Annotated in this window: 28 protein-coding genes; 27 read left to right on the top strand and 1 reads right to left on the bottom strand. The window is 40.1% G+C overall.

The features are described 5' to 3' along the window. The first annotated feature begins 3 nt into the window (after positions 1–3). From rplW to QM629_RS17085, 21 genes are all read left to right on the top strand, one after another. Positions 4–303, top strand: a complete 300-nt coding sequence (gene rplW / locus QM629_RS17185) for a 50S ribosomal protein L23 (protein ID WP_415161123.1) — start codon at positions 4–6, stop codon at positions 301–303. A 156-nt stretch (positions 304–459) separates the two neighbouring features. Further along, positions 460–1,299, top strand: a complete 840-nt coding sequence (gene rplB / locus QM629_RS17180; protein ID WP_415161122.1) for a 50S ribosomal protein L2 — start codon at positions 460–462, stop codon at positions 1,297–1,299. A 68-nt stretch (positions 1,300–1,367) separates the two neighbouring features. After that, positions 1,368–1,634: a 30S ribosomal protein S19 gene (gene rpsS, locus QM629_RS17175; RefSeq protein WP_090653737.1), complete on the top strand. Its 267-nt coding sequence runs from the start codon at positions 1,368–1,370 to the stop codon at positions 1,632–1,634. Between the two features lie 83 nt (positions 1,635–1,717). Further along, positions 1,718–2,062 (top strand): 50S ribosomal protein L22, encoded by a 345-nt coding sequence (gene rplV, locus QM629_RS17170; RefSeq protein WP_415161121.1) that lies wholly within the window; start codon positions 1,718–1,720, stop codon positions 2,060–2,062. A gap of 21 nt (positions 2,063–2,083) precedes the next feature. Then, entirely contained in the window at positions 2,084–2,881 is a 798-nt protein-coding gene (gene rpsC, locus QM629_RS17165; RefSeq protein WP_415161120.1) for a 30S ribosomal protein S3, read from the top strand. Positions 2,882–3,001: 120 nt separating this feature from the next. Next, entirely contained in the window at positions 3,002–3,415 is a 414-nt protein-coding gene (gene rplP, locus QM629_RS17160) for a 50S ribosomal protein L16 (protein ID WP_415161119.1), read from the top strand. Positions 3,416–3,503: 88 nt separating this feature from the next. Continuing rightward, positions 3,504–3,713: a 50S ribosomal protein L29 gene (gene rpmC, locus QM629_RS17155; RefSeq protein WP_415161118.1), complete on the top strand. Its 210-nt coding sequence runs from the start codon at positions 3,504–3,506 to the stop codon at positions 3,711–3,713. Between the two features lie 5 nt (positions 3,714–3,718). Further along, positions 3,719–3,994: a 30S ribosomal protein S17 gene (gene rpsQ, locus QM629_RS17150; RefSeq protein ID WP_415161117.1), complete on the top strand. Its 276-nt coding sequence runs from the start codon at positions 3,719–3,721 to the stop codon at positions 3,992–3,994. An 83-nt stretch (positions 3,995–4,077) separates the two neighbouring features. Continuing rightward, positions 4,078–4,446, top strand: a complete 369-nt coding sequence (gene rplN, locus QM629_RS17145) for a 50S ribosomal protein L14 (protein WP_090653725.1) — start codon at positions 4,078–4,080, stop codon at positions 4,444–4,446. Positions 4,447–4,548: 102 nt separating this feature from the next. Continuing rightward, the gene (gene rplX / locus QM629_RS17140) at positions 4,549–4,908 is read left to right on the top strand and encodes a 50S ribosomal protein L24 (RefSeq protein ID WP_415161116.1); all 360 of its coding nucleotides are present in this window, start codon (positions 4,549–4,551) and stop codon (positions 4,906–4,908) included. Further along, a complete protein-coding gene (rplE, locus tag QM629_RS17135) occupies positions 4,908–5,474 on the top strand; it encodes a 50S ribosomal protein L5 (protein WP_415161115.1) in 567 nt (188 codons plus the stop codon). Before rplX ends, rplE begins: the two co-directional genes overlap by 1 nt. A gap of 14 nt (positions 5,475–5,488) precedes the next feature. Next, positions 5,489–5,758, top strand: coding sequence for a 30S ribosomal protein S14 (gene rpsN, locus QM629_RS17130; protein ID WP_415161114.1), 270 nt, complete (start codon positions 5,489–5,491; stop codon positions 5,756–5,758). A 106-nt stretch (positions 5,759–5,864) separates the two neighbouring features. Then, complete coding sequence (gene rpsH, locus QM629_RS17125; protein ID WP_415161113.1) at positions 5,865–6,263, top strand: 30S ribosomal protein S8; 399 nt, start codon at positions 5,865–5,867, stop codon at positions 6,261–6,263. Positions 6,264–6,359: 96 nt separating this feature from the next. Next, complete coding sequence (gene rplF / locus QM629_RS17120) at positions 6,360–6,914, top strand: 50S ribosomal protein L6 (protein ID WP_415161112.1); 555 nt, start codon at positions 6,360–6,362, stop codon at positions 6,912–6,914. A 72-nt stretch (positions 6,915–6,986) separates the two neighbouring features. Then, the gene (gene rplR, locus QM629_RS17115) at positions 6,987–7,340 is read left to right on the top strand and encodes a 50S ribosomal protein L18 (RefSeq protein WP_415161111.1); all 354 of its coding nucleotides are present in this window, start codon (positions 6,987–6,989) and stop codon (positions 7,338–7,340) included. A gap of 93 nt (positions 7,341–7,433) precedes the next feature. Then, positions 7,434–7,955 (top strand): 30S ribosomal protein S5, encoded by a 522-nt coding sequence (rpsE, locus tag QM629_RS17110; RefSeq protein ID WP_415161110.1) that lies wholly within the window; start codon positions 7,434–7,436, stop codon positions 7,953–7,955. Between the two features lie 76 nt (positions 7,956–8,031). Next, a complete protein-coding gene (gene rpmD, locus QM629_RS17105; protein WP_415161109.1) occupies positions 8,032–8,214 on the top strand; it encodes a 50S ribosomal protein L30 in 183 nt (60 codons plus the stop codon). Positions 8,215–8,369: 155 nt separating this feature from the next. After that, positions 8,370–8,819, top strand: coding sequence for a 50S ribosomal protein L15 (gene rplO / locus QM629_RS17100; protein WP_415161108.1), 450 nt, complete (start codon positions 8,370–8,372; stop codon positions 8,817–8,819). 61 nt (positions 8,820–8,880) lie between these two features. Beyond that, positions 8,881–10,230, top strand: a complete 1,350-nt coding sequence (gene secY, locus QM629_RS17095; RefSeq protein ID WP_415161107.1) for a preprotein translocase subunit SecY — start codon at positions 8,881–8,883, stop codon at positions 10,228–10,230. Positions 10,231–10,648: 418 nt separating this feature from the next. Beyond that, entirely contained in the window at positions 10,649–10,960 is a 312-nt protein-coding gene (locus QM629_RS17090) for a DUF1360 domain-containing protein (protein ID WP_415161106.1), read from the top strand. Between the two features lie 287 nt (positions 10,961–11,247). Beyond that, positions 11,248–11,532: a hypothetical protein gene (locus QM629_RS17085; protein WP_415161105.1), complete on the top strand. Its 285-nt coding sequence runs from the start codon at positions 11,248–11,250 to the stop codon at positions 11,530–11,532. On the opposite strand, the gene QM629_RS17080 is transcribed toward QM629_RS17085, so the two are convergent. Further along, on the bottom strand, positions 11,529–12,200 hold the full coding sequence (locus QM629_RS17080; protein WP_415161104.1) for a C40 family peptidase: 672 nt from the start codon (positions 12,198–12,200) through the stop codon (positions 11,529–11,531). The two genes, QM629_RS17085 and QM629_RS17080, sit on opposite strands and share 4 nt — an antisense overlap. Positions 12,201–12,394: 194 nt before the next feature. On the opposite strand from QM629_RS17080, the gene dnaE reads away from it, so the two are divergent. From dnaE to QM629_RS17050, 6 genes are all read left to right on the top strand, one after another. Continuing rightward, positions 12,395–16,072, top strand: a complete 3,678-nt coding sequence (gene dnaE / locus QM629_RS17075) for a DNA polymerase III subunit alpha (protein ID WP_415161103.1) — start codon at positions 12,395–12,397, stop codon at positions 16,070–16,072. A 91-nt stretch (positions 16,073–16,163) separates the two neighbouring features. Continuing rightward, the gene (locus QM629_RS17070) at positions 16,164–19,064 is read left to right on the top strand and encodes a DEAD/DEAH box helicase family protein (RefSeq protein ID WP_415161102.1); all 2,901 of its coding nucleotides are present in this window, start codon (positions 16,164–16,166) and stop codon (positions 19,062–19,064) included. 160 nt (positions 19,065–19,224) lie between these two features. Then, entirely contained in the window at positions 19,225–20,676 is a 1,452-nt protein-coding gene (locus QM629_RS17065) for an ATP-binding protein (protein ID WP_415161101.1), read from the top strand. Positions 20,677–20,877: 201 nt separating this feature from the next. Next, positions 20,878–22,761 carry a restriction endonuclease subunit S gene (locus QM629_RS17060; RefSeq protein WP_415161100.1) on the top strand — a complete coding sequence of 628 codons (1,884 nt, stop codon included), beginning with the start codon at positions 20,878–20,880 and terminating at the stop codon, positions 22,759–22,761. Positions 22,762–22,866: 105 nt separating this feature from the next. Continuing rightward, positions 22,867–24,600 (top strand): hypothetical protein, encoded by a 1,734-nt coding sequence (locus tag QM629_RS17055; RefSeq protein ID WP_415161099.1) that lies wholly within the window; start codon positions 22,867–22,869, stop codon positions 24,598–24,600. A 119-nt stretch (positions 24,601–24,719) separates the two neighbouring features. Continuing rightward, positions 24,720–25,934, top strand: coding sequence for a type I restriction-modification system subunit M (locus QM629_RS17050; protein ID WP_415161098.1), 1,215 nt, complete (start codon positions 24,720–24,722; stop codon positions 25,932–25,934). Positions 25,935–26,025: the final 91 nt, after the last annotated feature.

Here is a 26,025-nt window from a genome sequence, read left to right as displayed (position 1 = left end):
AAAATGCAGTTAGCAGAAGTTTTAATAAAACCCATCCTTACAGAAAAAGCAAACGGCCAGCAGGAAAAGCTGAAACGCTATGCTTTTAAAGTAAGCCGTAAGGCCAACAAGCTTGAAATTAAAAAGGCCGTTGAAGATTTTTACGGCGTATCTGTAGTGGATGTAAATACCCTGGTTGTTCCGGGTAAAAACAAAACCAAGTTTACAAAAGCTGGTTTTGTAAAGGGTGTAAAACCCGCTTATAAAAAAGCGCTGGTTACCGTAGCAGAAGGTGATACAATTGATTTGTACGCAAATATTTAGCCCCCATCCCCTGAAGGGGAGTTGTGGAGGAAGGAAGCGCAAAAAGAGTAAAGGCATTCAGTTGCCGCAAAAATTGAAATATTAATTAGTAAACCGCTTAAAGTCCCTTTAGGGATTTAGGGCAAAAAAGTTAATCCCCCTTTAGGGGATAGGGGTATGGCACTAAAAAAATATAAACCGGTTACAGCAGGCATGCGTTGGAGAATTGGCAATGCGTATGCTGAAATAACTACCAACGAACCTGAAAAGAGTTTGCTGGAGCCAGTGGCAAAAACAGCAGGCCGTAATGCACAGGGCAGAAGGTCAATGCGTTATATGGGCGGTGGTCATAAAAAGAAATACCGCGTTATAGATTTCAAACGCAATAAAAAAGATATAGCGGCAACAGTTAAAACCATCGAATATGACCCCAACCGTTCAGCGTTCATCGCTTTGGTTGAATATACGGATGGTGAAAAAAGATACATACTTGCCCCACAAGGTTTGCAGGTTGGCGCAAGCATCATTTCAGGTGACGCCGCAGCGCCTGAAATCGGCAATGCATTACAAATGAAAAATATGCCGCTTGGTACAAATGTTCACAATATTGAAATGCAGCCTAACCAGGGTGGTAAACTGGCAAGAAGCGCAGGCTCTTCCGCACAGCTTAACGCCAAAGAAGAAAAATATGCTGTGTTGAAAATGCCTTCAGGCGAACTGCGCAGGATACTCATTAATTGTTATGCAACAGTTGGCGTTGTTTCCAACAGCGACCATAACCTGCAAACAATGGGTAAAGCCGGCAGAAACCGTTGGAGAGGTATTCGCCCACGCAACCGTGGTGTTGCCATGAACCCTGTAGATCACCCGATGGGTGGTGGTGAAGGTAAAGCTTCCGGTGGCCATCCGAGAAGCAGGACTGGTAAATATGCCAAAGGTGAAATTACCCGTAAGAGAGGCAAGGCAAGCAATAAGCTTATCCTGCAGAGGAAGAATGGTAAAAAGCTGGCGAAGTAAGGTTGAAGGCAGAAGGATTAGGGTTTAAGGAAATCAGAAATCAGAAATCGTAAAATCAGAAATACAAAATGGGTCGTTCGATTAAAAAAGGTCCTTACGTTGACGTAAAACTGGATAAAAAAGTGCTGAACATCAACGAAGGTAAAAACAAAAAATCAGTGATTAAAACATGGAGCCGCCGCTCCACTATTACACCTGATTTTGTTGGTCACACCTTCGCAGTGCACAATGGCAATAAATTCATCCCGGTTTATGTAACAGAGTTTATGGTTGGCCATAAATTAGGCGAGTTCGCCCCAACCAGGAATTTCAGAGGGCATTCAGGCAGTAAATAATAAATAGTTTAAAGTTTGAAGTTTAAAGTTTGAAGTTCCTCAAAACATTAAACATTAAACCTTCAACATTCAAACAATAAATAATGGAAGCAGTAGCTAAACTTAAAAATTATCCCACAGGTCCGCGCAAAATGCGTTTGCTGGCTGATGTTATCCGTGGCATGCAGGTTGAACAAGCGCTTGGTATTTTAGAGCATCATCCGCAGCATAATGCAACGCCTTTAGCCAAGCTTTTAAGAAGCGCCATCAGCAACTGGGAACAGGCCAATGCTGATTCAAGTGCCGCAGATGCCAATCTTATCGTGAAAACGGTATTTGTTGACGGTGGCAGGGTTTTAAAACGCATGCGCCCGGCGCCACAAGGCCGTGGTTACAGGGTTCGCAAACGCAGCAATCATGTAACAATCATTGTTGATTCAAAAAATTAATTAAACAGAATAAACCTTAATATGGGTCAAAAAGCAAATCCAATAGGTAACCGGTTAGGTATTATCCGCGGATGGGAAAGCAACTGGTATGGCGCAAAGAAAGACTTCGCTACCAAACTCATCGAGGATAATAAAATAAGAAACTATCTTAATGCACGTATCAATAAAGGTGGTATCTCCAAGATCGTTATTGAGCGTACATTGGGTAAGCTTATTGTAACCATTCATACTTCAAAACCGGGTATCATTATTGGTAAAGGCGGAAACGAGGTTGATAGGATTAAAGAAGAATTGAAAAAACTTACCAGCAATGAAGATGTTCAGATCAACATCCTGGAAATCCGTCGCCCCGAACTGGATGCAGCTATCGTAGCCGATAATATTGCACGCCAGATTGAAAATCGTATCAATTATAAGAGGGCTATTAAAATGGCAATCGCTTCATCGCTCCGCATGGGCGCTGAAGGTATTAAAGTAAAAGTATCCGGCCGTTTGGGCGGTGCAGAAATTGCCCGTACGGAAGAAATAAAGCAAGGCCGTACGCCATTGCATACTTTCCGTATGGATATAGATTATGCAAGCGTATTTGCGCTTACCGTTTACGGAAAGATTGGTATTAAAGTATGGATTTGCAAAGGTGAAGTGTTAGGTAAACGTGAGCTGAACCCGAACTTTACAGGCGGAAGGAATGAAGGCGGTGAGCACAGGGAAAGAAGAGGAGGCGATCACAGAGGTGAGCGGGACAGGGGCGACCGCGGCGGCGGTCATCGCGGCGGCCGTGATAACCGTGGTGGCGACAGAAGGGATAACAGAAGATAAAGAAAGCTATGAGCCATGAGCTATGAGCCATGAGCCAAAGCCTTAAAAATAATTATTGATTTTAAATAGCTAAATGCTGATAGCTCAAAGCTGAAAGCTGATAGCTCAAAGCTGAAAAAAATGTTACAGCCAAAAAGAACAAAACACAGAAAGGCGCAAAAGGGAAGAATCCGCAAAGTAGCTAAAAGAGGCACTTCCATAGCTTTCGGTTCTTATGCATTAAAATCCCTTGAACCAATCTGGTTGAACAACCGGCAAATAGAAGCGGCACGCCAGGCTATGACAAGGGCTATGAAGCGTGAAGGTAATGTTTGGATTCGCATATTTCCTGATAAGCCAATTACCCGCAAGCCGCTTGAAGTGAGGATGGGTAAAGGTAAAGGTAACCCTGAGTTTTGGGCTGCCGTGGTAGAGCCAGGCCGCATTTTATTTGAGTGCGATGGTGTAAGCCTTGAAACAGCACAGGAAGCCATGCACCTGGCTGCGCAGAAATTACCAATTAAAACACAATTTGTACAAAGAAGAGATTTATAATAAATGTGATAATTTGAAAAGATGCTAATGTGCTAATGGAGTAAAACATTTTCAGATTTTCAAATTATAAATTTTCAAATTTAGAAAAATGGCAGACAGAATTGATTTTAATAAAAGTTTGAAGGACCTTAACGAGAATGATCTTAAGGCTCGTATTACAGAAGATAAGCTGCGCTTAAAAAAGCTGGCATTTGCACATGCCATTTCTCCGCTTGAAAATCCTTTAAGCATTCGCGGCTTACGCAGGGATATTGCCCGTTTAAAAACGGAATTAAAAAACAGAACATTACAAGCTTAATTATAATGGCAGAAGTAACAAACACAGCGGAAAGAAATTTACGCAAAACAAGAACCGGCGTGGTTCGCAGCAATAAAATGGATAAAACCATTACCGTTACTGTGGAAAGAAGAGTAAAACACCCTATCTACGGCAAGTTCGTAAAAAAAACAACCAGCTTTCATGCGCACGACGAAAAGAATGAGTGCACCGTTGGCGATATAGTGAAAATAATGGAAACCCGCCCGTTGAGCAAAACAAAGCGCTGGCGTTTGGTGGAAGTAGTTGAAAAAGCAAAGTAGTAGAAAGCCATCAGCCATGAGCTGGAACTTAAAAAATTTATAAATGCTGACAGCTCATAGCTGACAGCTCAAAGCTTAAAAAAATGATTCAGCAGGAAAGTCGTCTAAACGTAGCAGATAACAGCGGTGCCAAAGAAGTATTGTGCATCCGCGTATTGGGTAACAGCGGCCAGGATTATGCAAAAATCGGCGATAAAATAGTTGTTACCGTTAAAGACGCAATACCAGCCGGTGGCGTAAAGAAAGGTACAGTAAGCAAAGCTGTCATCGTTCGCACCACCAATAAGTTAAGAAGGAAAGACGGTTCTTATATACGTTTTGATGACAATGCAGTTGTATTGCTGAATGCATCAGATGAGCCCAGGGGTACCCGTATCTTCGGGCCCGTTGCCAGGGAACTGAGAGATAAAGGCTACATGAAGATTATTTCACTGGCGCCGGAAGTATTATAAGAAAAGCTGTTGGCTGATGGCTTTTAGCTGTTAGCCTTGCTTAAAAACAATAAATTAAAATGGTTAGCTAAAAGCTAACCGCTAATAGCTAAAAGCTTAGTAATGAGTAACAGATTTAAACCGAAGTTCAACATTAAGAAGGGAGACATGGTTATTGTTATCTCCGGTAACAGCAAGCCACAAAAAGAAGATGGCAAAACCATCTACAAACCGCGCAAGGTTTTAAAAGTACTTCCTGAAGATGCACGTGTGGTGGTAGAAGGCGTAGGCATCGTTACACGTCACACAAAACCTTCGGCACAAAATACAAAAGGCGGCCTTGTAAAAAAAGAGGCGCCCATTCATATCAGCAATGTTATGTTGTGGGATGCCAAAGCCGGAGCGCCAACAAAAGTAAAACGCAGCCGCGAAGAAGGCAAACTGGTTCGCACTTCAAAAAAATCAGGGGAGGTAATTAAATAATGGCAACAGAAAAATATACGCCGAGACTGGCGAAAAAATATAAGGAAGAAGTTGTTCCTGCTTTGGGTAAAAAGTTTGGTTACAAAAGCATTATGCAAACGCCTAAGCTGAAGAAGATTGCTATTAACCGCGGTGTTAACGGCGCTGTGGCTGATAAAAAGCTGGTTGAAGTGGCTGTTGACGAGCTTAGCAATATTACGGGCCAGAAAGCCGTAGCTACCTATAGCAAAAAAGATATTTCAAACTTTAAACTGCGTAAAGGCATGCCGATTGGCGCCCGTGTTACTTTGCGCGGCGAAAAGATGTACGAGTTTTTAGACAGGTTGATTTCTGTGGCTTTGCCCCGAGTACGCGATTTTAAAGGCATCAATGACAAATCATTCGATGGCCGCGGCAACTACACTTTAGGCATTACCGAGCAGATCATCTTCCCTGAAATTGATATTGATAAAGTGAACAAAATCACCGGTATGGACATCACTTTTGTTACTTCAGGAAAAAACAATGAAGAAGCATACGAGCTGCTGAAGGAGCTGGGCATGCCTTTCAAAAAAACAAATAATTAAGAACACAGATAATTATGGCAAAAAAATCAGTAGAAGCAAGGCAAAGAAAAAGAGAGCGCATGGTAGCGCAATACGCTGCTAAACGTGCTGCTTTAAAAGAAGCCGGCGATTTTGCAGGGCTTGATAAATTGCCTAAAAACGCTTCACCGGTTCGCTTAAAAAACCGTTGCCAGTTAACGGGCCGTCCTAAAGGTTATATCGGTTATTTCGGTATCTCCAGGAATATTTTCAGGGATATGGCTTTGGCTGGTAAAATTCCGGGTGTTAAAAAAGCAAGCTGGTAGCCCCCATCTCCGCAGCGGCGGAGCGTAAAGGCTCTAAACAATATTAATAGTTAACAATTAAACCGATCCAATTATTACGCTCCGGCGTAGTGTAGGAGGAACAAATATGGTAACAGATCCTATAGCAGATTATCTTACGAGAGTTCGTAACGCACAGATGGCAGGCCATCGTGTTGTGGAAATTCCTGCATCTAACTTGAAAAAGCGTATCACTGAAATTTTGTACGAGCAAGGTTATATTCTTAAGTACAAATTTGAAGATGATAACAAGCAAGGCTTTATTAAAATAGCGTTGAAGTACGATCCTGCAACAAAGCAGCCGGCCATACGCAGCCTGGAAAGAATCAGCCGCCCTGGTTTGCGCCAGTATTCAAAGCCTGCAGATTTTAAAAGGGTTATCAATGGCCTCGGCGTGGCTATTGTAAGCACTTCAAAAGGCGTAATGACCGACAAACAGGCAAAAGCCCAGAATGTTGGTGGTGAAGTATTATGCTCTATTTCGTAATAAGCTAATGTGCCAATTTGAAAATTTGAAAATGGTTTTCAAAGCGGCAGGTAAAAATTAGCACATTTTCAAATTGATAATTTTCAAATTAATAATATGTCACGTATAGGTAAAGCTCCGGTTACAGTTCCCAGTGGTGTTACCATCACCGTTGGAAAAGACAATGTAATTACCGTAAAAGGCCCGAAAGGAGAATTAAAAGAAGCTGTTGACAGGGATATTAAAGTGGAAACGGCTGATGGCGAGTTGAATTTAACCCGTCCTACAGACCAGATTCGCCACCGTGCCATGCATGGGTTATACCGTGCATTGATAGCCAATATGGTAAAGGGCGTTACTGAAGGTTTCAAAAAAGAACTGGAACTGGTTGGTGTGGGTTATAAAGCTGCTAACCAGGGCAACACACTTGACCTTTCTTTGGGTTATTCTCACAACATTATTTTCGAAGTGCCTAAAGAATTAAAAGTTTCTACCGAAACTTTAAAAGGCCAGAACCCTAAAATATACATTGAAGGAACTGATAAGCAGTTGTTGGGCGCTGTAGCGGCAAAAATCCGCAGCCTGCGCAAGCCTGAGCCTTACAAAGGAAAAGGTGTGAAATATGCCAATGAAGTTATCCGCCGCAAAGCAGGTAAAGCAGCTGGTAAATAAAACCCCTATTCCCTAAAGGAGAATAAAAAGCAGTAAATAATCCCGGCAGTATCGGGACTAAATAAAAATAAAATGGATACTAAAGTTTTAAGAAGGCAAAATATACGCTATCGCATCCGCCACAAAATAAGCGGCACTAATGAGAAGCCGAGGTTATCTGTCTTCAGGAGCAACTCAGAAATATATGCGCAGTTAATTGATGATGTAAGCGGCAAAACACTGGTTTCTGCTTCATCTCAGGACAAAGACCTGAAAGCGCAGAAGGTTACCAAGCTGGAGAAATCAAAACTGGTAGGCGCTGCCATTGCCCGTAAAGCAACCGGGTTAGGGCTTAATACAGTTGTGTTCGACAGAAGTGGTTATTTGTACCATGGCCGGGTAAAAGCATTGGCAGATGGTGCAAGGGAAGGCGGTCTTCAATTTTAAATTTCAAATTTTACCTGCCTGATTGGTGTCAGTCAGGCGGGGATTTACGATTTTAAGATTCGTAAATCGTAATTCGTAAATAGTAAATAGTACATGGCAAAAATTAGCGTAAATAAAGTAAAGCCCAGCGGCGAGGTAGAACTGAAAGAAAAAGTTGTTGCTGTAAACCGCGTTGTAAAAACAACAAAGGGCGGCCGCACATTCAGCTTTTCTGCTTTGGTGGTTGTAGGTAATGAAAATGGTGTGGTTGGCCAGGGTCTGGGTAAAGCTAAAGAAGTGCAGGAAGCAATTACAAAAGGCATTGAAGATGCTAAAAAGAACCTGGTGAAAGTTCCTGTAATGCACGGCACCATTCCGCACGACCAGCTTGCAAAAGAGGGCGCTGCAAAAGTATTGATAAAACCTGCCGCACACGGTACCGGTGTAATTGCCGGTGGCAGCATGCGCGCCGTGCTGGAAAGCGCCGGTATTACAGACGTGCTGGCCAAAAGCCTTGGTTCTGCCAATCCGCATAACGTGGTAAAGGCAACTATAAGGGCGCTTGCATTGCTAAGAGAGCCGATACAGGTTTCCAAAGAGCGTAATATTAAATTAAGCAAAGTATTCCAGGGATAGTCCCCATCTCCGCCGCGGTGGAGAGTAATACACAATCTCTAAATAACTAAAATCTTCTTTTTAGGGAGACAGGGAAATGAAAAAGATTAAAGTAACATTGGTAAAAAGTGCAATTGACAGGCCTGAACGTCAAAAGCTCACGCTGAAAGCACTTGGTTTAAATAAGCTCAACTCTTTTAAAGAAGTTGAAGCTACAGACCAGATTTTAGGAATGATCCGCAAAGTAGATCATTTGGTAAAAGTGGAAAAATTAGCGTAGGCATCAACGATTGCCCGCTTTTTATATTTATTCGTTAGCGAGCCTTTGGTTGTAAAGATTTTTAAATTTGTAAATGCTGATTGAACTAATAAATCAGACATCCCAAAATCAGAAGTCAGACATAACACCGGGGCGTTGAGTTAAAACAAAAAATCATGCAACTACACAATTTAAAGCCTGCAGAAGGCTCCGTTCACAAACAGAAAAGATTAGGCCGCGGTGAAGCCAGCGGTAAAGGCGGCACTTCAACAAAAGGTAATAAAGGCGGCCAGAGCCGTGCCGGCTACAAAAGTAAAATGGCACACGAAGGTGGCCAGATGCCTATCCAGCGCCGCTTGCCGAAACGCGGTTTCAAAAACAACAACCGTATTGAATATAAAGTGTTTAATCTTGGCCAGATAGATGTGCTTGCCGATACTTACGAAATCTCTGAATTCAGCATTGAAAACCTGTATGCTGCGGGCCTTATCAAGAAAACGGATAAAGTAAAAATTCTTGGCAATGGCGAATTAACTGCTAAATTGAATTTTAAAGTAAACGCCGTAAGCGAAAGCGCCAAAGCTGCCATTGAAGCCGCCGGCGGAAGTGTTGAGATTTTGAAATAATTTTCCCGATATTTGTCCCAATACCTGTTTAGGGCATTCATTTATCTTATAATTTTTCCCGGTGAAAAAATTTATTGAAACACTAAAGAATATCTGGAGCATTGAGGAGCTGCGTAATAAGATTATTACCACACTGGCATTGATTCTTGTGTACAGGGTTGGAACGCATGTCGTGTTACCGGGTCTTGATCCCAATAAGCTGGAAGCGGCGGCGGCGGGCGCCAGCAATAACGGATTGCTTGGCCTGTTTGATACATTTGCAGGGGGCGCATTTTCCCACGCATCCATTTTTGCATTGGGCGTAATGCCTTATATATCCGCTTCTATCTTTATGCAATTGATGACTATACTGGTGCCCCAGATGCAAAAGCTTCAGAAGGAAGGGGAAAGCGGCCGCAAAAAAATCAATCAATGGACGCGCTACCTAACTGTTATTGTAACAGCCTTACAGGCAAGCGCATATTATCAGTATTTAAAAACACCTTCTTACGCACCTGCTATACTGCCGGGCTTTCAGAGTTATTTCTTTCCTTCCACCATCATCATACTTACTGCAGGCACCCTGTTTGTAATGTGGCTGGGCGAAAAAATACAAGATAAGGGTTTGGGCAATGGCACCTCCATCATTATTATGATCGGCATTCTTGGCCGTTTGCCGGTTTCGCTGGCGCAGGAGTTCCAGAACAAAGAAGTAAAAGGCGGCGGTGGCTTACTGGTATTTTTGATTGAAATAGCCGTATTGGTTGCCATTATCATGGGCCTGATTATATTAATACAAGGCGTTCGTAAAATCCCTATCAACTATGCCAAGCAAATTGTTGGCAACAGGCAGTTTGGCGGCGCAAGGCAGTTTTTGCCAATTAAGGTGAACAGTGCCGGTGTAATGCCTATTATCTTTGCACAGGCGATTATGTTCCTTCCCACATTGGTTTCCTTTACCAATCTTGATTCAGCCCAGGGCATAACCAAGATATTTTCAGACCACAGCAATGCCTGGTACATGGTTATTTACGGGGTAATGGTTATTGCCTTCACCTTTCTTTATACCGCGCTTATCTTCAATCCAAAACAAATGAGCGAAGACCTGAAGCGTAACAACGGCTTTATTCCCGGCATTAAACCCGGACAGCCTACAGCCGATTTTATTGGTGCGATCATGGATAAAATAACTTTGCCCGGGGCTGTATTTCTCGCTATTGTAGGTATTCTTCCTGGCTTTGCCCAAAGGCTTGGCGTAACCCAGGGGTTCAGCACTTTCTTCGGCGGAACATCATTGTTAATTATGGTGGGGGTAATTCTCGATACCCTGCAGCAAATAGAAACACATCTTTTAATGCGCCAGTACGATGGCTTAATGAAAGGCGGCCGCGTACAGGGCAGGCAAACTGTATCGCCGGCAAGCAATTTCTAAAACACAATAACATTGCAGCTATAAAAAAGCCCCTGATTCAGGGGCTTTTTGTTTGCCTTACATCACATTGTGTTTAATTCCCCTTTATTGAAAAAGCTGTTTTTTACGGTGCAACGGCTTCAAGGTTCTGCCTGGTTTAAAAAGATATGTGCCTGCATTGACCAGGGCCTGCCAGGTGCGTTTAAGGCCCGATTTGATATTTGGCTTTCTTTAACGAACGCTAAGCTTAAATTGTGTACAGACATTTTACTGGCGATATTTTTCTGCTGAAGCGCACATTTAATGCCATGCACTGGCTGGCATGGGCAAAGCGCTCATACAGGAATGGAAAAAAGTTATAACCGGTCGCCCTCATAAAAGTTGCTGGAAAATAAATAGTTGTTTAGCTTAGTGTTTAAACCTGCTGAAAAATATCCGGATGAATATTCTTTACCTTATCTTATCAGTTTTTGCCGTATGGCGAATAACACATTTACTGAATAAAGAAGAAGGCCCTTTTGATATAATTTTTTTAATAAGAAAGAAAGCAGGCAATAGTGTTTTTGGAAAGCTGATGGATTGTTTTTACTGCCTGAGTATTTGGATAGCCTTGCCTTTTGGCTTATGGCTTGGCACGAACTGGATTGAAAAGATTTTGGCGTGGCTGGCGCTCTCCGGGGCAGCAGCTTGGCTGGAACAGGCCACAACAAAAAATGACTCAGGCAACGGGCCCACTCATTTTGAAGATTGAACTATCAACGTGAGTTCGGGATAAGCGATATGTTTAAAGCTTGCAGATAGACCTCACCTAATCCTCTCCAAAGGAGAGGACTTCCGACGCCCTAAAACTCATAAAACATGCAAAAAATCATGTTTTTTTCCTGCCCTTCTCCTTTGGAAATGCAAAGCATTCATTGAGGCAATTAAAATATATATATATGCACGAAATAAAAGGGTTGGGATGAGGTCGAAATAACAATCTAAGCTTATCCCGAACTCACGTTATTAGTGTAGTTTTTATAAATAAATATCTAACCTATGTGCAACTGTGGCAAAAAAAGAAATGCTTTTTTGCAGCAAAGGATCGCTAATCCTGATAAGGCAACTGCCGCCGCACAGCCAGATACTTTGCAAAACATGCAATCTGTAAAAACGGTTATATTTCAATATACCGGCAATACGGCGCTTTCTGTTATAGGAAATGTTACGAGAAAAAACTATCGTTTTAATTTCCCTGGCGATGTTCAGCATGTGGCGCTAAATGATGCGGGCGCAATGGCTGCAATTCCTGTATTGAGAAGGGTTAAGCCAATATGTTTTTAGTGAATCACCCTTCCCGCCCCCGCATATTTTTTACCCCAGTAAGCGTCATTCAAATCGGTGATGGCAACACCTGTGCTTGTGGCCGCATGAATGAATTTATAGTTGCCTACATACATGCCCACATGCGTAATGGAACGGCCGGTTTTAAAGAAGACAAGATCGCCTTCATGCAAATCTGTATCATTGATACGGGTGGCAAACGTAAATTGCTCTTTGGCTGTGCGCGGCACATCAACGCCATATACACTGCGCAGCAATGTTTGGGTAAAGGCAGAACAATCTATGCAATCTTCATCATTGCCGCCAAGGCAATAGCGTGTGCCCATCCAGTGGTCCATTTGTTTTAGCAAGGTAAGGTTATTGAGCTGCTCAACAGGCATGTCGGTCATTATTGCATACTTGATCTGCAGCCAGTCGGCTTTTTCCAGATTAAAGGAAGAACTGTTGCTGTTTACCGATTTGGAGCTGCTTTGCGCCGAAGATGTATAGTTGTAATTTGAATTTTTTTCACCGGGCCTAATGCTTACATCGTTCAGAAACCTGGAGCCTGATTTCTTAGATGCAGTATGAGATGCATTGGCGTTACTGCGCGAAGCGGTGCGCTGCAGGCTTTTACAACTACTTAAAATTAACAGCAGGCTGATAATTTGTGTTAATCTTATATTCATCGGCTGAATGCAATATAAAAATCCGTTTCTAATAACGCCATCAACGTGCATAACTTGTATGCATTTCATTAACAATTTGCAAAATGTGGATAACGTCACAGGCATCTTTACAGCATATTTGGGAAATTTGTTGGTTCCATCGGTTAACAGTTAACGGTCAACCGTTAACCGAAAATCAAAAATCAGAGATAACCATGCAGTTTTCACATCTTCATGTTCATACACAATATTCTTTGCTTGATGGCGCCGCTTCCATAAGTGATTTATATACAAAGGCCGGCAAGCTTGGCATGCCTGCGCTTGCTATAACAGATCACGGCAATATGTTTGGCGTGTTTGAATTTGTAAAGCAGGCATGGAACAATACAAAGGTTGTTGGCAAAACGGAAGATGGAAAAGATATTGTTGAGCCGGTTGTAAAACCTATTGTTGGCTGCGAGTTTTATGTGGTGGCCGACCGGCATCGCAAAACATTTTCCAAAGAGCAAAAAGATGAACGTTATCACCAGGTTTTATTAGCGAAAAATAAACAAGGTTATGCGAACCTGGTAAAGCTTACATCACTTGGTTTTATTGAAGGCATGTACAGTAAGTACCCGCGTGTTGATAAAGAACTGATCGGGAAATATCACGAAGGTTTGATTGCTACAACATGCTGTATTGGCGCTTATGTGCCGCAAACAATTTTGCATGATGGTGAAGCGGCAGCAGAAAAAGAATTCAAATGGTGGCTCGATTTGTTTGGCGATGATTATTACATAGAACTGCAGCGCCATAACATAAAAGAGCAGGAAGTTATCAATAATACGCTGCTGAAATTTTCAAAGAAATACAATGTGCCTGTTATCGCAACCAACGATAGTCATTACACAGATAAAGATGATTTTAATGCGCATGATATTTTGCTTTGCATCAATACCGGCGAAAAGCAGAGCACACCGGGTTTCGACGATTTTGTGAATGATGAATTGCAGGTAAAAAACCGCCGCTTTAAATTTCCCAACAACCAGTTTTATTTCAAGACGCAGGATGAAATGGCTGATTTGTTTAAAGATGTTCCGCAGTCTTTAGACAATACACAAGCCATTGTTGATAAGGTGGAAGTATTGAATTTGAAGAAAGATATTTTGCTGCCTGCGTTTCCTGTTCCAAAAGAATTTATAACAAGTGATGACAGTAATTTGAATCAATGGAACTTTTTGCACCACTTAACGTATGAAGGTGCAAGAACGCGCTACAGTGAGATAACAGAGGAGATTCGTGAACGCCTCGACTTTGAATTATTCACGATTAAAGCAATGGGTTTTGCCGGTTACTTTTTAATTGTGAGCGACTTCATTAAAGCAGGCCGTGACATGGGTGTATTCGTTGGCCCCGGCCGTGGTTCCGCGGCAGGCAGCGTGGTGGCGTATTGCATCGGCATTACCAATATTGATCCTATAAAGTATAATCTGCTGTTTGAAAGATTCTTAAACCCGGATAGAAAATCAATGCCGGATATTGATACGGATTTTGATGATGACGGCAGGCAGAAAGTAATAGATTATGTGGTGAAAAAATATGGCAAAAACCAGGTGGCGCAGATCATTACCTATGGCACGATGGCTGCGAAGATGAGCATTAAAGATGTGGCGCGTGTAATGGATTTGCCGCTGGCTGAAAGCAATGCTTTGGCGAAGATGGTGCCTGATCGTCCGGGTACAGATTTAGGCCGCGTGTTAACTGCACCTTTAACATCAAAAGAAGCGAAAGAAGGGGAGAAGTCAATTGAAGATAAGGAAGGTTATGGCGGGGAAGAATTAGAAAACATTAAACGCCTTCGTGAAATTTATAGAGGCGATGATATTCGCGGCCAGGTATTGCGGGAAGCGGAACGTTTGGAAGGCAGCGTTCGTAATACAGGCATTCATGCGGCAGGTATCATCATCGCACCAAAAGATCTTACTGAACTTATTCCGGTTGCCACCGCAAAAGATTCTGACCTCTGGGTTACACAAATTGAAGGCAGTGTAATTGAAGAATCGGGCGTTATCAAGATGGACTTTCTGGGTTTGAAAACCTTGTCCATTTTAAAAACTGCATTGGAGCTTATCAAACAAAATCACGGCGTGGACATTGATTTGGATAACATACCGCTGGATGATGAACAAACTTTCCTATTGTATCAGCGCGGGGAAACAAACGGCACGTTCCAGTTTGAAAGTCCCGGCATGCAGAAATACCTGCGTGAATTAAAGCCCGATAAGTTTGAGGATTTGATTGCCATGAATGCATTGTATCGTCCGGGCCCGATGGCTTATATTCCACAGTATGTAAACCGCAAGCATGGCCGCGAAGATGTTACGTATGATATTCCCGATATGCAGGAATACCTGGAAGAAACGTATGGTATTACCGTTTACCAGGAACAGGTGATGTTGCTTTCTCAAAAGATTGCAGGTTTTACCAAAGGCGATGCGGATGTATTGCGTAAAGCGATGGGAAAGAAAGACCGCAAAACGCTGGATAAAATGAAAGGTAAGTTCATGGATGGCGCTGTTGCTAAAGGCCATGATAAAGCTATTCTTGAAAAAGTTTGGACAGACTGGGAAGCGTTTGCGCAATATGCTTTCAACAAATCGCACTCCACCTGCTATGGTTTTGTGGCGTATCAAACCGGTTATTTAAAAGCGCATTATCCAAGCGAATATATGGCGGCGGTATTGAACCATGCAGGCGCCATTGAAAAGATCACCTTCTTTATGGAAGAGTGCAAGCGCATGGGTTTAAAAGTGCTTGGCCCCGACATCAATGAATCATTAAAAGGTTTTGCCGTAAATAAAAAAGGCGAGATACGTTTTGGCCTTGGCGGATTGAAAGGCGTAGGCGAAGCAGCCATTGAAAGCATTATCGAAGAACGCAATAAGAACGGCGCTTTTAAAGATATATTCGATCTCATCAAGCGTGTTAACCAGCGCACCGTTAATAAAAAATCGCTTGAAAGTTTAGCGTATGCAGGGGCTTTTGATTGCTTCCCGGAAATACATCGTGCCCAATACTTTTATACCATGCCGAACGATACGGTTACCGGTATTGAGCGCATTATAAAATTCGGCAACGTTTTCCAGGCCAATAAACAAACGCAGGCCAACACATTGTTTGGCGACTCTGTTATGCCGGCCATCGCCACGCCCATTTTGCCCAATTGCCCCGAATGGTCGTTAACAGAAAAACTGGATAAAGAAAAAGAGGTTACCGGTATGTTTATGAGCGGGCATCCGCTGGATCATTTTAAATTTGAATTGAAATATTATGGCATCGCTAAGCTTAGCGATTTTAATGAAATAAAAGAGTCTAATACTTTAGCTGCCGCCAACCGCGAAAAAAATATGCGTATTGCAGGTTTGGTTACCGATGCGCAGCACCGCATTTCACGCAATGGGAAAAATTTTGGTTCAATGATCATTGAAGACTTTAGCGGTAAATCAGAACTCATGTTATGGAGCGATGATTATGTGAAGTTTAAAAATTACCTGGAGAAAGGCAATAACCTGCTGATCTACGGTTATTTTAAACCGCGGTATAACGGTGAAGATTATGAGTTTAAAGTGGTTGCCATGAACTTATTGGAAACAGCAAAAATGAACCTTACGCGCAACCTTGAAATATGTGTTGAACCGGCTTCGCTTACCAATGATTTTGTCAATTTTATTGAAACGAACGTGAAATCAAACCCCGGAAAATCTTCTTTAAAATTCAAAATAAAAGAACCGCAGGAAAACCTGGAAGTGGTATTAAATACAACTGATAAAGGTTTTACGATGAATGAAGAGATGGCCGGCTTTCTTTTAGATAACCCTGATGTGGAGGTAAGCGTGGGATTGTTTAACTGATTGATTATGAAAAATTGGTAAGTTTCAGGTCAAATTTTGTATTTCAATACCCTGTTTGTAGCTTTAGCCACGTTAACTAACTTGAGCCTTGTTGAACCAGAATCCTGAACAACTTGCCCGTGACGAAATAGACAGACAACTGCTTGCCTGTGGCTGGATTATACAATCTAAAAGTAAAATCAATTTAAGTGCAGGTATTGGTGTTGCAGTAAGAGAATATCAAACAGATGTAGGCCCTGCTGATTATGTGTTGTTTGTTAATAAAAAGCCCGTCGGTGTTATTGAAGCCAAACGTGCCGAAGAAGGCGTGCATTTAACCATGCACGAAGATCAGACCGAAGGTTATGCTACGGCCAAACTTAAATACCTGAACAACCATCCTTTATTCTTTGGTTATGAAAGCACCGGCGATGTAACAAGGTTTACAGATTACCGTGATAAAAAACCACGTTCAAGACCAGTGTTTACTTTTCATCGCCCGGAAACATTTGCTGAATGGCTGAAACAAGAAAAGTCTCTGCGCACAAGGTTGCATGATCTTCCCGCATTACCGGAAGAAGGTTTAAGAGATTGCCAGATTACAGCCATCAATAATCTTGAACGATCTTTTAAACAGGCAAAGCCAAAGGCTTTAATACAAATGGCAACCGGTTCAGGAAAAACCTATACTGCCATTACCTTCATCTATCGCTTATTAAAATTTGCAAAAGCCAAACGTATTTTGTTTTTGGTTGACACAAAGAATTTAGGCGAACAGGCGGAACAGGAATTTATGGCGTATGTTCCGAACGATGATAACCGCAAGTTCACTGAATTGTATGGCGTAACAAGATTAAAGAGCAGCTATATACCTGAAGACAACCAGGTGTATATTTCCACCATACAAAGAATGTATTCTATTTTAAAAGGAACAGAATTAGATGAAAGCGCTGAAGAAACAAACCCCAACGAATACAAAACAAAAGAGCCTGCGCCGGTAACTTATAATGAACGCATACCTGTTGAATTTTTTGATTTCATCGTGATTGATGAATGCCACCGCAGCATTTATAATTTATGGAAACAGGTGCTGGATTATTTTGATGTATTTCAAATTGGTTTAACCGCAACGCCTGATAACAGGACTTTCGGTTACTTCAATAAAAACATTGTTAGTGATTATGGTTATGAAAAAGCGGTGATTGATGGCGTACTTGTGCCTTACAACGTATTCACCATCGAAACAAAAATCACTAAACAAGGCGGCGCTATTCCCATGGGTGAAATGGTTGACAAACGGGAACGCTTAACCAGGAGAAAGTTTTGGGAAGCCGTTGATGAAGATATTGAATACAGCGGCAGGCAACTGGACAGGGATATAGTAAATCTCAATACTATCAGAACAATTGTAAGAGCGATTAAAGAGAATTTGCCGAAGATGTTCCCGGACAGGACCTCGCCCTCACTCCAGGGTTCGACCTCATCCCAACCCTTCTCCAAAGGAGAAGGGCAAGAAGGCCCATCAAAGAGCGCTGCTACAAATGTGCAGGGGCTGGCTCCCTCTCCTTCGGAGAGGGCGGGGGGTGAGGTCGCTTTTGAAGTCCCTAAAACTTTGATCTTCGCTAAAACAGATTCTCATGCAGAAGACATTATAGAAATTGTGCGGGAAGAATTTGGCGAAGGCAATAAGTTTTGTAAGAAGATAACCTATCAAAGCAAGGAAGATCCGAAAGCAATCCTCAGTCAGTTCCGCAATGATTATTATCCACGTATTGCCGTAACGGTTGATATGATTGCCACCGGCACTGATATTCGCCCGCTGGAAGTGCTGGTGTTTATGCGCGATGTAAAAAGCCGCAGCTATTATGAGCAGATGAAAGGCCGCGGTACCCGCACCTGTTCGCTGGAACAACTCCGGGCCACCGGCACGCCATCCGCCAAATTCACTAAAGATCATTTTGTAATTATTGATGCCATTGGCGTGGAGCAATCCCAGAAAACAGATAGTCGTCCTTTGGAAAAGAAACCAGGCATGAGTTTAAAAGACCTGCTGCAAAATGTTGCCATGGGCAATACACAGGAAGATATACTCACCACTTTAGCCAACCGCTTAATACGGCTCGATAAACAAATCAATGATAAAGAAAGAGCGAACTTTGCGGAGCAGGCAAATGGCCAAACCATCCATCACGTAGTGGCGGCGCTGCTGAATGCGTATGACCCGGACACGGTGGAAAGTATAAGGCAAAAGGTTGAAGGTGAAAACCCGGAAGCATCACCCGAAGCAATCAACTCACAATTCACCACTCACCATTCACAATTAATAGATAATGCAGTTGCCGTTTTCAACAATCCCGACTTACGTAACTACATTATTGACGTGCGTAAAAAATACGACCAGGTTATTGACGGCATTAATATAGATGAGATAGCCAATATAGGCTGGGTTAAAGATCAGCAGGCTGCCGCAGTGCTTACCATCAGCAATTTTACGGCATGGATAGAAGCGCATAAAGATGAAATAACAGCACTGCAAATTTTCTACGCCCAGCCTTACCGTCGCAGGGAGATTACTTATAAAATGATAAAAGACTTATGTAAAAAAATAAAAACAGAACAACCCATGCTGGCGCCTTTACAGGTTTGGAGCGCTTATGCAGCAACAGGCGAAACCGGCGGCAACGCTAAAAATGAATTGACAGCGCTTGTAAGCCTGATACGCAGGGTAACAGGTATTGATGCTGCCTTAACGCCCTATAATAAAACGGTTGACAAAAATTTCCAGCAATGGATATTAAAAAAGAATGCGGGGCAGCATAACCGCTTTACCGAAGAGCAGATGCAATGGTTGCGTATGATAAAAGATTATGTTGCCGGCAGCTTTCATGTGGAGAAAGAAGATTTTGAGCTCGACCCGTTTAATAAGCAGGGTGGTTTGGGTAGGTTCTACCAGTTGTTTAAAGAAGATTATGAAAACATATTGCAGGAGTTAAATGAAGCGCTGGCGGCGTAACGATGTTGCACGTCATTGCGAACGAAGTGAAGCAATCTGATGATGAAAAGAATAAAGAAGAGTTTTATGTGCTTAGCTGAAGTGGTGCTATTAAGCATCGTTGCGTCGCACACTTGTACTGCATAACATTATTGAGCAATGAAGAATTATATTTAGATAAATGAAAGAGGTTGATTTACATAATTTGTTAGATAAACTAATAAGGCTTCCAAAAGAAACCGAGTGGCTTGAATTCAAGCATAACTTTCATTCTTTTGAAGAAGTTGGAGAAGTATTATCTGCATTATCAAACAGTGCATGTCTGCACAATCAAAGCTGTGGATTTTTGGTATTTGGAGTTGAAGATGCAACGCATAAAGTTGTCGGTACTGATTTTATTCCATCGAAAAAGAAAAAAGGAAATGAAGACGTTGAAAATTGGATTGCACAAAGGTTAAATCCCCGTGTTGATTTTAAAATATTTGAATTTACTCACGAAGATCTGCCCGTAACAATTTTCCAGGTTGACGCTGCAACTATGCAGCCTGTTGACTTTATACATGAGGCATATATCCGGGTTGGAAGCATTACAAGAAAACTTAGAGAGTTTTCTGAAAAGGAAAGAAAAATCTGGAAAAAATTCGGTCAACCGGTTTTTGAAAAAAACATTGCAAAAGAGAATCTTTCAGAGCAAGATATTATTAATTTACTTGATACCCAAAGCTATTTTGAGTTAATACAATTTCCTTATCCAACCAACAGAACAGGTGTTATCGAAAGATTTATATCCGAAGGTTTAATCCAATCAAATGATGAAGGCTGGATGATTACTAATCTTGGCGCTTTGCTTTTTGCTAAGAAGTTGTCTGATTTTCCAGACATAGCGAGAAAAACAATGCGTGTGGTTGTATATGAAGGAAAAAATAAAGTGAAAACAAAAAAAGATATTCTCGGTGTTAAAGGCTATGCTGTAGGGTTTGAAGGCTTGATTAAATATATTGACGACCAGCTTCCCGTTAGCGAAGTAATAACGCAGGCATTAAGGCAAACAGTAAAAGTTTATCCGGAAATTGCAATACGCGAAATAGTTGCCAACGCATTAATCCACCAGGATTTTTCTGTTACAGGTACTGCACCAATTGTTGAAATTTTCGATGATAGAATTGAAGTGTCAAACCCTGGTAACCCGCTTATTAATCCGCTTCGTTTTATAGATGAATATCAAAGCCGTAATGAAACACTTGCTTCATTAATGCGGCGCTTACGTATCTGCGAAGAAAAAGGCAGCGGTGTTGATAAGGTTATTTTTTATGCTGAAGTTTATCAGTTACCCGCTCCTGATTTCAGAGTGTCAGAAAAGCATACAACAGTAATTCTGTTTTCACCGCAAAGCCTTAACGAGATGCATAAAAAAGACAGAATAAGAGCGTGCTATCAGCACTGCGTGCTAAAGTATGTTTCTAATGAGAAAATGACCAATCAAACATTAAGAGAGCGGTTTAAAATCGAAGAACAAAATGCAGCAATAGCAAGTCGTATAATAAAAGAAACACAAGATGCTGATTTAATAAAGTTTGAAGACCCGGAAAACAGGTCGCCCAAACTTAACCGGTACATCCCTGTTTGGGCATAACTATTTGATGGGTATTTGATAAATGGTGATAAAAATCAATTTTAAGCATTGATAATCAGCAAGTTTTTATTTGATGGCTATTTGATGAAATTGTGAATACAGTGTGAATAAGAAAGATTTACTAAAGTGAATACCCTGTTCTAACGCCATTGTACCGGTGTTGTACTGGTATTGTTACGGTGTTGTTCAAATTTATAGATAATGATTGAAGAGCAAAATATAAATCAGTTACCAAAAGGTTGGAAGTGGGAAACGTTAAGAAGTGTTTGCAAAGAATTGCAAAGTGGTAAGCGACCAAAAGGTGGGGTTCAAGGAATAGATTCTGGTGTTCCAAGCATTGGTGCTGAACATCTTGATGTTAATGGTGGATTCAGGTTTTCTAAAATAAAATATGTCCCAAATGAATTTGCAATGCAAATGAAAAAAGGAATCATTCAAAAAGATGATATTATTGTTGTAAAAGATGGAGCAACCACAGGAAAAGCTTCTTTTGTAAATAAAACTTTCCCTTTTGATTTTGCAGTAATCAATGAACACGTTTTTATTATTAGAGTAACCGAAGATGTCTTACCTCAATATGTTTTTTATAAAATTTGGTCATCAAAAGGGAATAAAGAAATCCTGGAAGATTTTAGAGGTGCTGCACAAGGCGGAATAAGTTCCGGATTTGTTGATAAAGTAACAATTCCGCTTCCTCCCAAGCCCACACAACAAGCCATTGTTTCTAAAATAGAAGAACTTTTTAGTGAATTAGACAAAGGCATAGAACAATTAAAAACCACACAACAGCAATTAAAAACTTACCGGCAGTCTGTATTAAAATGGGCATTTGAAGGAAAGCTAACAAATGAAAATGTAAATGAAGGTGAATTGCCGGAAGGATGGCAATGGAGCACAATAGGTAATATTTCAACAAATGTTGAATATGGTTCCGCGGCAAAGTCTAAGGAACAAGGTAAAATGCCTGTATTAAGAATGGGCAATATTCAAAATGGAAGATTTGATTGGGAAGATTTAGTTTATACCGATAATGAAGATGAAATAAAAAAATATTTACTAAAGAAGAATGATGTTTTATTTAATAGAACGAACAGTGCTGAATTAGTTGGAAAAACAGCTATTTATAAGGGAGAATATCCTGCAATTTTCGCCGGTTATTTAATACGAATAAATAGAATTGAAAACCTTATCAATGCTGATTATTTAAATTACTATCTTAATACAAAGGCAGCAAAACAATATGGAAATACTGTAAGAAGTTTTGGTGTTAACCAATCAAATATTAATGGAACAAAATTGAAAACTTATCCGGTACCGCTTCCACCAATCGAAGAACAAAACACCATTGTTCAGGAAATTGAAAGCCGTCTTAGCGTAGCCGATAAAATGGAAGAAAGCATAAATCAAAGACTGCAACAGGCAGAGGCATTAAGGCAAAGTATTTTAAAGAAAGCGTTTGAGGGAAAACTGGTTGCAACAGATACAATTGAAATAATTAAAGAAACTGCGAAAGTTATTCCATTTGAACGCAAAGTATTAGCAGGTAAGATTATCCATTTACTGCATGATGATAAATATTTTGGATTAACCAAGTTTCAGAAAATATTTTATCTCGTAGAAAATTTTGCTGAAGTTCCTTATGAAACAAGTTTTATTCAGGAAATGGCCGGGCCTTATGATAAAGAATTTACAACTGCGTTTCGAAAGGAAATGCAGGAAAAAGACTGGGCGCAAGAAGAGCAAAGAGGAAGTATTACCAAATTTATTCCTGGTGAAAATATTGGTTCTTTAATTTCAAACTATCCGGCTTATTTCAGAGATAAAGGAAGCCAGATAACGTTTGTTTTAAAGCAACTCAAAGATAAATCCACACATCAGGCAGAGTTAATTGCAACTTTATATGCCGTTTGGAATAACAGGTTAATTAAAAAGCAGCCGGTTAAAATTGATATGTTAGTTGAAGACTTTTTTAATTGGTCGGCGAAGAAGAAAGATGAATTTCAGAAAGAAGAAGTATTTAAAACTTATAAGTGGATGAAAGAAGTAAGATTTGTGCCAAAAGGATTTGGCAAAACTATAGACTAATAACAACGTAGCCGCTAAAATGAAAGGAAGCATAAATCAAAGCCTGCAACAGGCAGAAGCATTAAGACAAAGTTTTTAAAGAAAGCGTTTAAAGGGGAAATTAATATGAGCGTTGATGTTACACTTTTAGCTGAATACTCGGCAATTTATCCAGATTTAAATGATAAAATTGAGGAGCTTACAATTGGTATTCCAAAATCTCTTATTTTAAAAGCTGCTTCTTCTTTTTTGGCTTATGAGTTAATTGATCATTCAGAAAATTCTTTGCAAGCTATTTCACAGTTATGGTTTAGTGAAGAAAATGAGGGATTTCTTAAAGATTTAAGCAAAAGAATTTATAGACATTACAGTAATGAAGCAAAAAAAGTTGGTATCTTATGTGCCATTTCTAGCCTCAAACTTCTACAACATGGTTTTGAAAAAAATGAAACCAAATTAGAAAAGTCTAAAAAGCAATTAGAAATTGACTTATTTAAAATATACTTATTATTAAATGAATCTTTCACCTCTTTACACCTTAGAAGTGAAAATTATATAAATGAAACCTACCCTGCAATTAAGTTAAGCTTATTGCTATTAACCATGGGATTTTCTGCTTCAGATCTAATTAACTATAATTATTCGAGAGAATTTTTTTGTCAATCGGTAAAAGCTATGTTTTTATTCGATTATTTAGAAAATGAACCTTTAATGCAAACGCATAAAGATTATTTCTTAAAGAAATATGGAATTGTGTCAACTACAGAATATTACCAGAGGGTGTTTCCATTTATACAGCAAATCGTAACTAAAGAAAAGAAAGGATTTATTGAGATAAATATTGAAAAAAATAGTGAGTATGAAACACATAAAAAAATTTTTGGAAATTTATCTGTTCAACAATATGCTAAAGAAGATGATGTGGATTTTAGAGTAGTAAGAGGTAAGCCATTAGTAAAAATTGACGAAGACACTTATCGGATAACCCATCCGCTTTTCTTTACTGATAGACTTTATAAAAGCTTATATTTTGAATTTTCTAAAATTAATGAGGAAATAGATGAAAAAAATCGTATTAAAGAATTTAGAAGCTTTTATACTACAAATTTTTCTGAAAAATTTCTCTTTTATAAAGTAATTAAGTATTGCTTAAAAAATAGATATATACAATATTCCGGGGAAGATATTCAAAACTCTTATGAACTTAAAGGAGCTCCTGACTATTATATAAGAAATGGGAAACAGATATTCTTAATAGAGAATAAAGACATTTTTATAAATGCATCAATTAAGGAAAATCCTCTTTTTGAAAAGTTGGAAATTGAATTGAAAAAAAAATTTTTAATTGAAAATGGTAAAGGCGTAGGCATTAATCAAATCATTAAAAATATAGAAAAAGTATTAGGGCAAATCAATGTTTTTGATAAAGCGTATAATCCCAATCACGTAATAATTTATCCGATATTAGTTGTACATGACATAGTTTATGATTGTCCGGGATTAAACCAATTATTTAATCTATGGTTTCAGTCAGAATTAAATTTACTAGAGCAAAAAAATTTGTATATCAAAAATGTAAAGCCACTTGTTGTTTTAAATATTGATACATTGATTCGATCGGCAGAAATTTTAAGGTCAGGTAATATGAAATTTTCAGATTTGATAGAAGAATATTACAAAAATTGCAGATTAGTTAAATCGACCTTTAAATCATACGAAGAAATGAAAGATGAATATACAAGAATGAGTTTGCCTTCGACGGAGATAATTGAATCTTATTTTAATAAGAACCATTCTGTTTTGCTTCGTTATAATAAAATTTTAGAATTCTCCTCAAATGGAAGAATTAGCAAAAATTGATTAAAATAGCATAAGTGTCTGTGTGATAATTTGAATAATGATTTACATAAAAGAAAATTGCATTAAAAAGCTTACAAACAATGATCATAATCACAATTAACTAAATATAGTTACCTCAAATGAGAAACAACACTTCTTCCATCGTTTCCAAAGTATGGGCATTTTGCAACACACTTCGTGAAGACGGCGTAGGTTATGGAGATTATTTAGAGCAGCTAACCTATTTGCTGTTTTTAAAAATAGCAGATGAATACAGCAGGCCGCCGCATAACCGTGTCATGCCTATTCCTTCGGCATATAACTGGCAAACGCTTACCAATAAAAGCGGTGACGAACTTGAAGTGCATTACAATAACCTGCTGCGGGAACTGGGAAAAGAAAAAGGCATGCTCGGGCAAATATTCACTAAGAGCCAGAATAAAATAACAGACCCGGCCAAGCTGTATAAACTCATTGCACTGATCAATGCAGAACAGTGGGTACTGATGGGTGTAAAAGACAAAGGCGATATTTATGAAGGCTTACTGGAGAAAAATGCCGAAGATACAAAAAGCGGCGCCGGCCAGTACTTTACACCAAGGGCATTGATAAAATGCATGGTAGAATGTTTGCGCCCACAGCCCATGAAAACCATTGCAGACCCGGCTTGCGGCACAGGTGGTTTCTTTTTAGCAGCTTATGACTGGATAACAGAAAACTGCGATTTGGATAGGGAGCAAAAACAATTTTTAAAGTTCCATACATTTTCAGGCAATGAAATTGTTGCCAATACCCGCAGGCTGGCGCTCATGAATATGTTCCTGCACAATATTGGCGATATGGACAGTGAGCAGGTAATGATTTCGCCTAACGATTCATTGATTGCAGCCAGCGAAACAAGGTATGATTATGTATTAGCCAATCCGCCCTTTGGTAAAAAAAGCAGCATGACCTTTACCAATGAAGCAGGCGAACAGGAAAAAGAAGACCTCACCTATAACCGACAGGATTTTTGGGTAACCACCAGTAACAAGCAACTCAATTTTGTACAGCATATAAAAAGCATGTTGAAAACAACAGGTCATGCCGCCGTTGTTTTGCCGGATAATGTGTTGTTTGAAGGCGGCGCCGGAGAAACGGTGCGTAAAAAGCTGTTGGAAACAACAGACCTGCATACCATACTACGTTTACCCACTGGAATATTTTATGCCAACGGTGTAAAAGCAAACGTGTTGTTCTTTGATGGTAAGCCCGGCAGCAAAGACTCATGGACAAAGGAAGTGTGGGTATATGATTACAGGACCAACATCCATCATACACTTAAAAAAAATCCGAGGAGAACGGCAGCAGGGTAAACGCTGTACAGCGGCGGTCTGTTATGTTCAGGTTGTGAAGTGTTGAAAGAATTAAAACCTTAAATGCCTTACCGTTTCCTCCTTGTTGATC

Origin of the sequence: Parafilimonas sp. (assembly GCF_047606085.1) — a bacterium.
Lineage (GTDB): Bacteria > Bacteroidota > Bacteroidia > Chitinophagales > Chitinophagaceae > Parafilimonas.
This window is presented reverse-complemented; position numbering and strand designations above follow the sequence as displayed.

Bases quoted from the DNA above. Each gene is read 5' to 3' on its own strand.
- rplW (WP_415161123.1), top strand. From the start codon at position 4: ATGCAGTTAGCAGAAGTTTTAATAAAACCCATCCTTACAGAAAAAGCA.
- rplB (WP_415161122.1), top strand. From the start codon at position 460: ATGGCACTAAAAAAATATAAACCGGTTACAGCAGGCATGCGTTGGAGA.
- rpsS (WP_090653737.1), top strand. From the start codon at position 1,368: ATGGGTCGTTCGATTAAAAAAGGTCCTTACGTTGACGTAAAACTGGAT.
- rplV (WP_415161121.1), top strand. From the start codon at position 1,718: ATGGAAGCAGTAGCTAAACTTAAAAATTATCCCACAGGTCCGCGCAAA.
- rpsC (WP_415161120.1), top strand. From the start codon at position 2,084: ATGGGTCAAAAAGCAAATCCAATAGGTAACCGGTTAGGTATTATCCGC.
- rplP (WP_415161119.1), top strand. From the start codon at position 3,002: ATGTTACAGCCAAAAAGAACAAAACACAGAAAGGCGCAAAAGGGAAGA.
- rpmC (WP_415161118.1), top strand. From the start codon at position 3,504: ATGGCAGACAGAATTGATTTTAATAAAAGTTTGAAGGACCTTAACGAG.
- rpsQ (WP_415161117.1), top strand. From the start codon at position 3,719: ATGGCAGAAGTAACAAACACAGCGGAAAGAAATTTACGCAAAACAAGA.
- rplN (WP_090653725.1), top strand. From the start codon at position 4,078: ATGATTCAGCAGGAAAGTCGTCTAAACGTAGCAGATAACAGCGGTGCC.
- rplX (WP_415161116.1), top strand. From the start codon at position 4,549: ATGAGTAACAGATTTAAACCGAAGTTCAACATTAAGAAGGGAGACATG.
- rplE (WP_415161115.1), top strand. From the start codon at position 4,908: ATGGCAACAGAAAAATATACGCCGAGACTGGCGAAAAAATATAAGGAA.
- rpsN (WP_415161114.1), top strand. From the start codon at position 5,489: ATGGCAAAAAAATCAGTAGAAGCAAGGCAAAGAAAAAGAGAGCGCATG.
- rpsH (WP_415161113.1), top strand. From the start codon at position 5,865: ATGGTAACAGATCCTATAGCAGATTATCTTACGAGAGTTCGTAACGCA.
- rplF (WP_415161112.1), top strand. From the start codon at position 6,360: ATGTCACGTATAGGTAAAGCTCCGGTTACAGTTCCCAGTGGTGTTACC.
- rplR (WP_415161111.1), top strand. From the start codon at position 6,987: ATGGATACTAAAGTTTTAAGAAGGCAAAATATACGCTATCGCATCCGC.
- rpsE (WP_415161110.1), top strand. From the start codon at position 7,434: ATGGCAAAAATTAGCGTAAATAAAGTAAAGCCCAGCGGCGAGGTAGAA.
- rpmD (WP_415161109.1), top strand. From the start codon at position 8,032: ATGAAAAAGATTAAAGTAACATTGGTAAAAAGTGCAATTGACAGGCCT.
- rplO (WP_415161108.1), top strand. From the start codon at position 8,370: ATGCAACTACACAATTTAAAGCCTGCAGAAGGCTCCGTTCACAAACAG.
- QM629_RS17090 (WP_415161106.1), top strand. From the start codon at position 10,649: ATGAATATTCTTTACCTTATCTTATCAGTTTTTGCCGTATGGCGAATA.
- QM629_RS17085 (WP_415161105.1), top strand. From the start codon at position 11,248: ATGTGCAACTGTGGCAAAAAAAGAAATGCTTTTTTGCAGCAAAGGATC.
- QM629_RS17080 (WP_415161104.1), bottom strand. From the start codon at position 12,200: ATGAATATAAGATTAACACAAATTATCAGCCTGCTGTTAATTTTAAGT.
- dnaE (WP_415161103.1), top strand. From the start codon at position 12,395: ATGCAGTTTTCACATCTTCATGTTCATACACAATATTCTTTGCTTGAT.
- QM629_RS17065 (WP_415161101.1), top strand. From the start codon at position 19,225: ATGAAAGAGGTTGATTTACATAATTTGTTAGATAAACTAATAAGGCTT.
- QM629_RS17060 (WP_415161100.1), top strand. From the start codon at position 20,878: ATGATTGAAGAGCAAAATATAAATCAGTTACCAAAAGGTTGGAAGTGG.
- QM629_RS17055 (WP_415161099.1), top strand. From the start codon at position 22,867: ATGAGCGTTGATGTTACACTTTTAGCTGAATACTCGGCAATTTATCCA.
- QM629_RS17050 (WP_415161098.1), top strand. From the start codon at position 24,720: ATGAGAAACAACACTTCTTCCATCGTTTCCAAAGTATGGGCATTTTGC.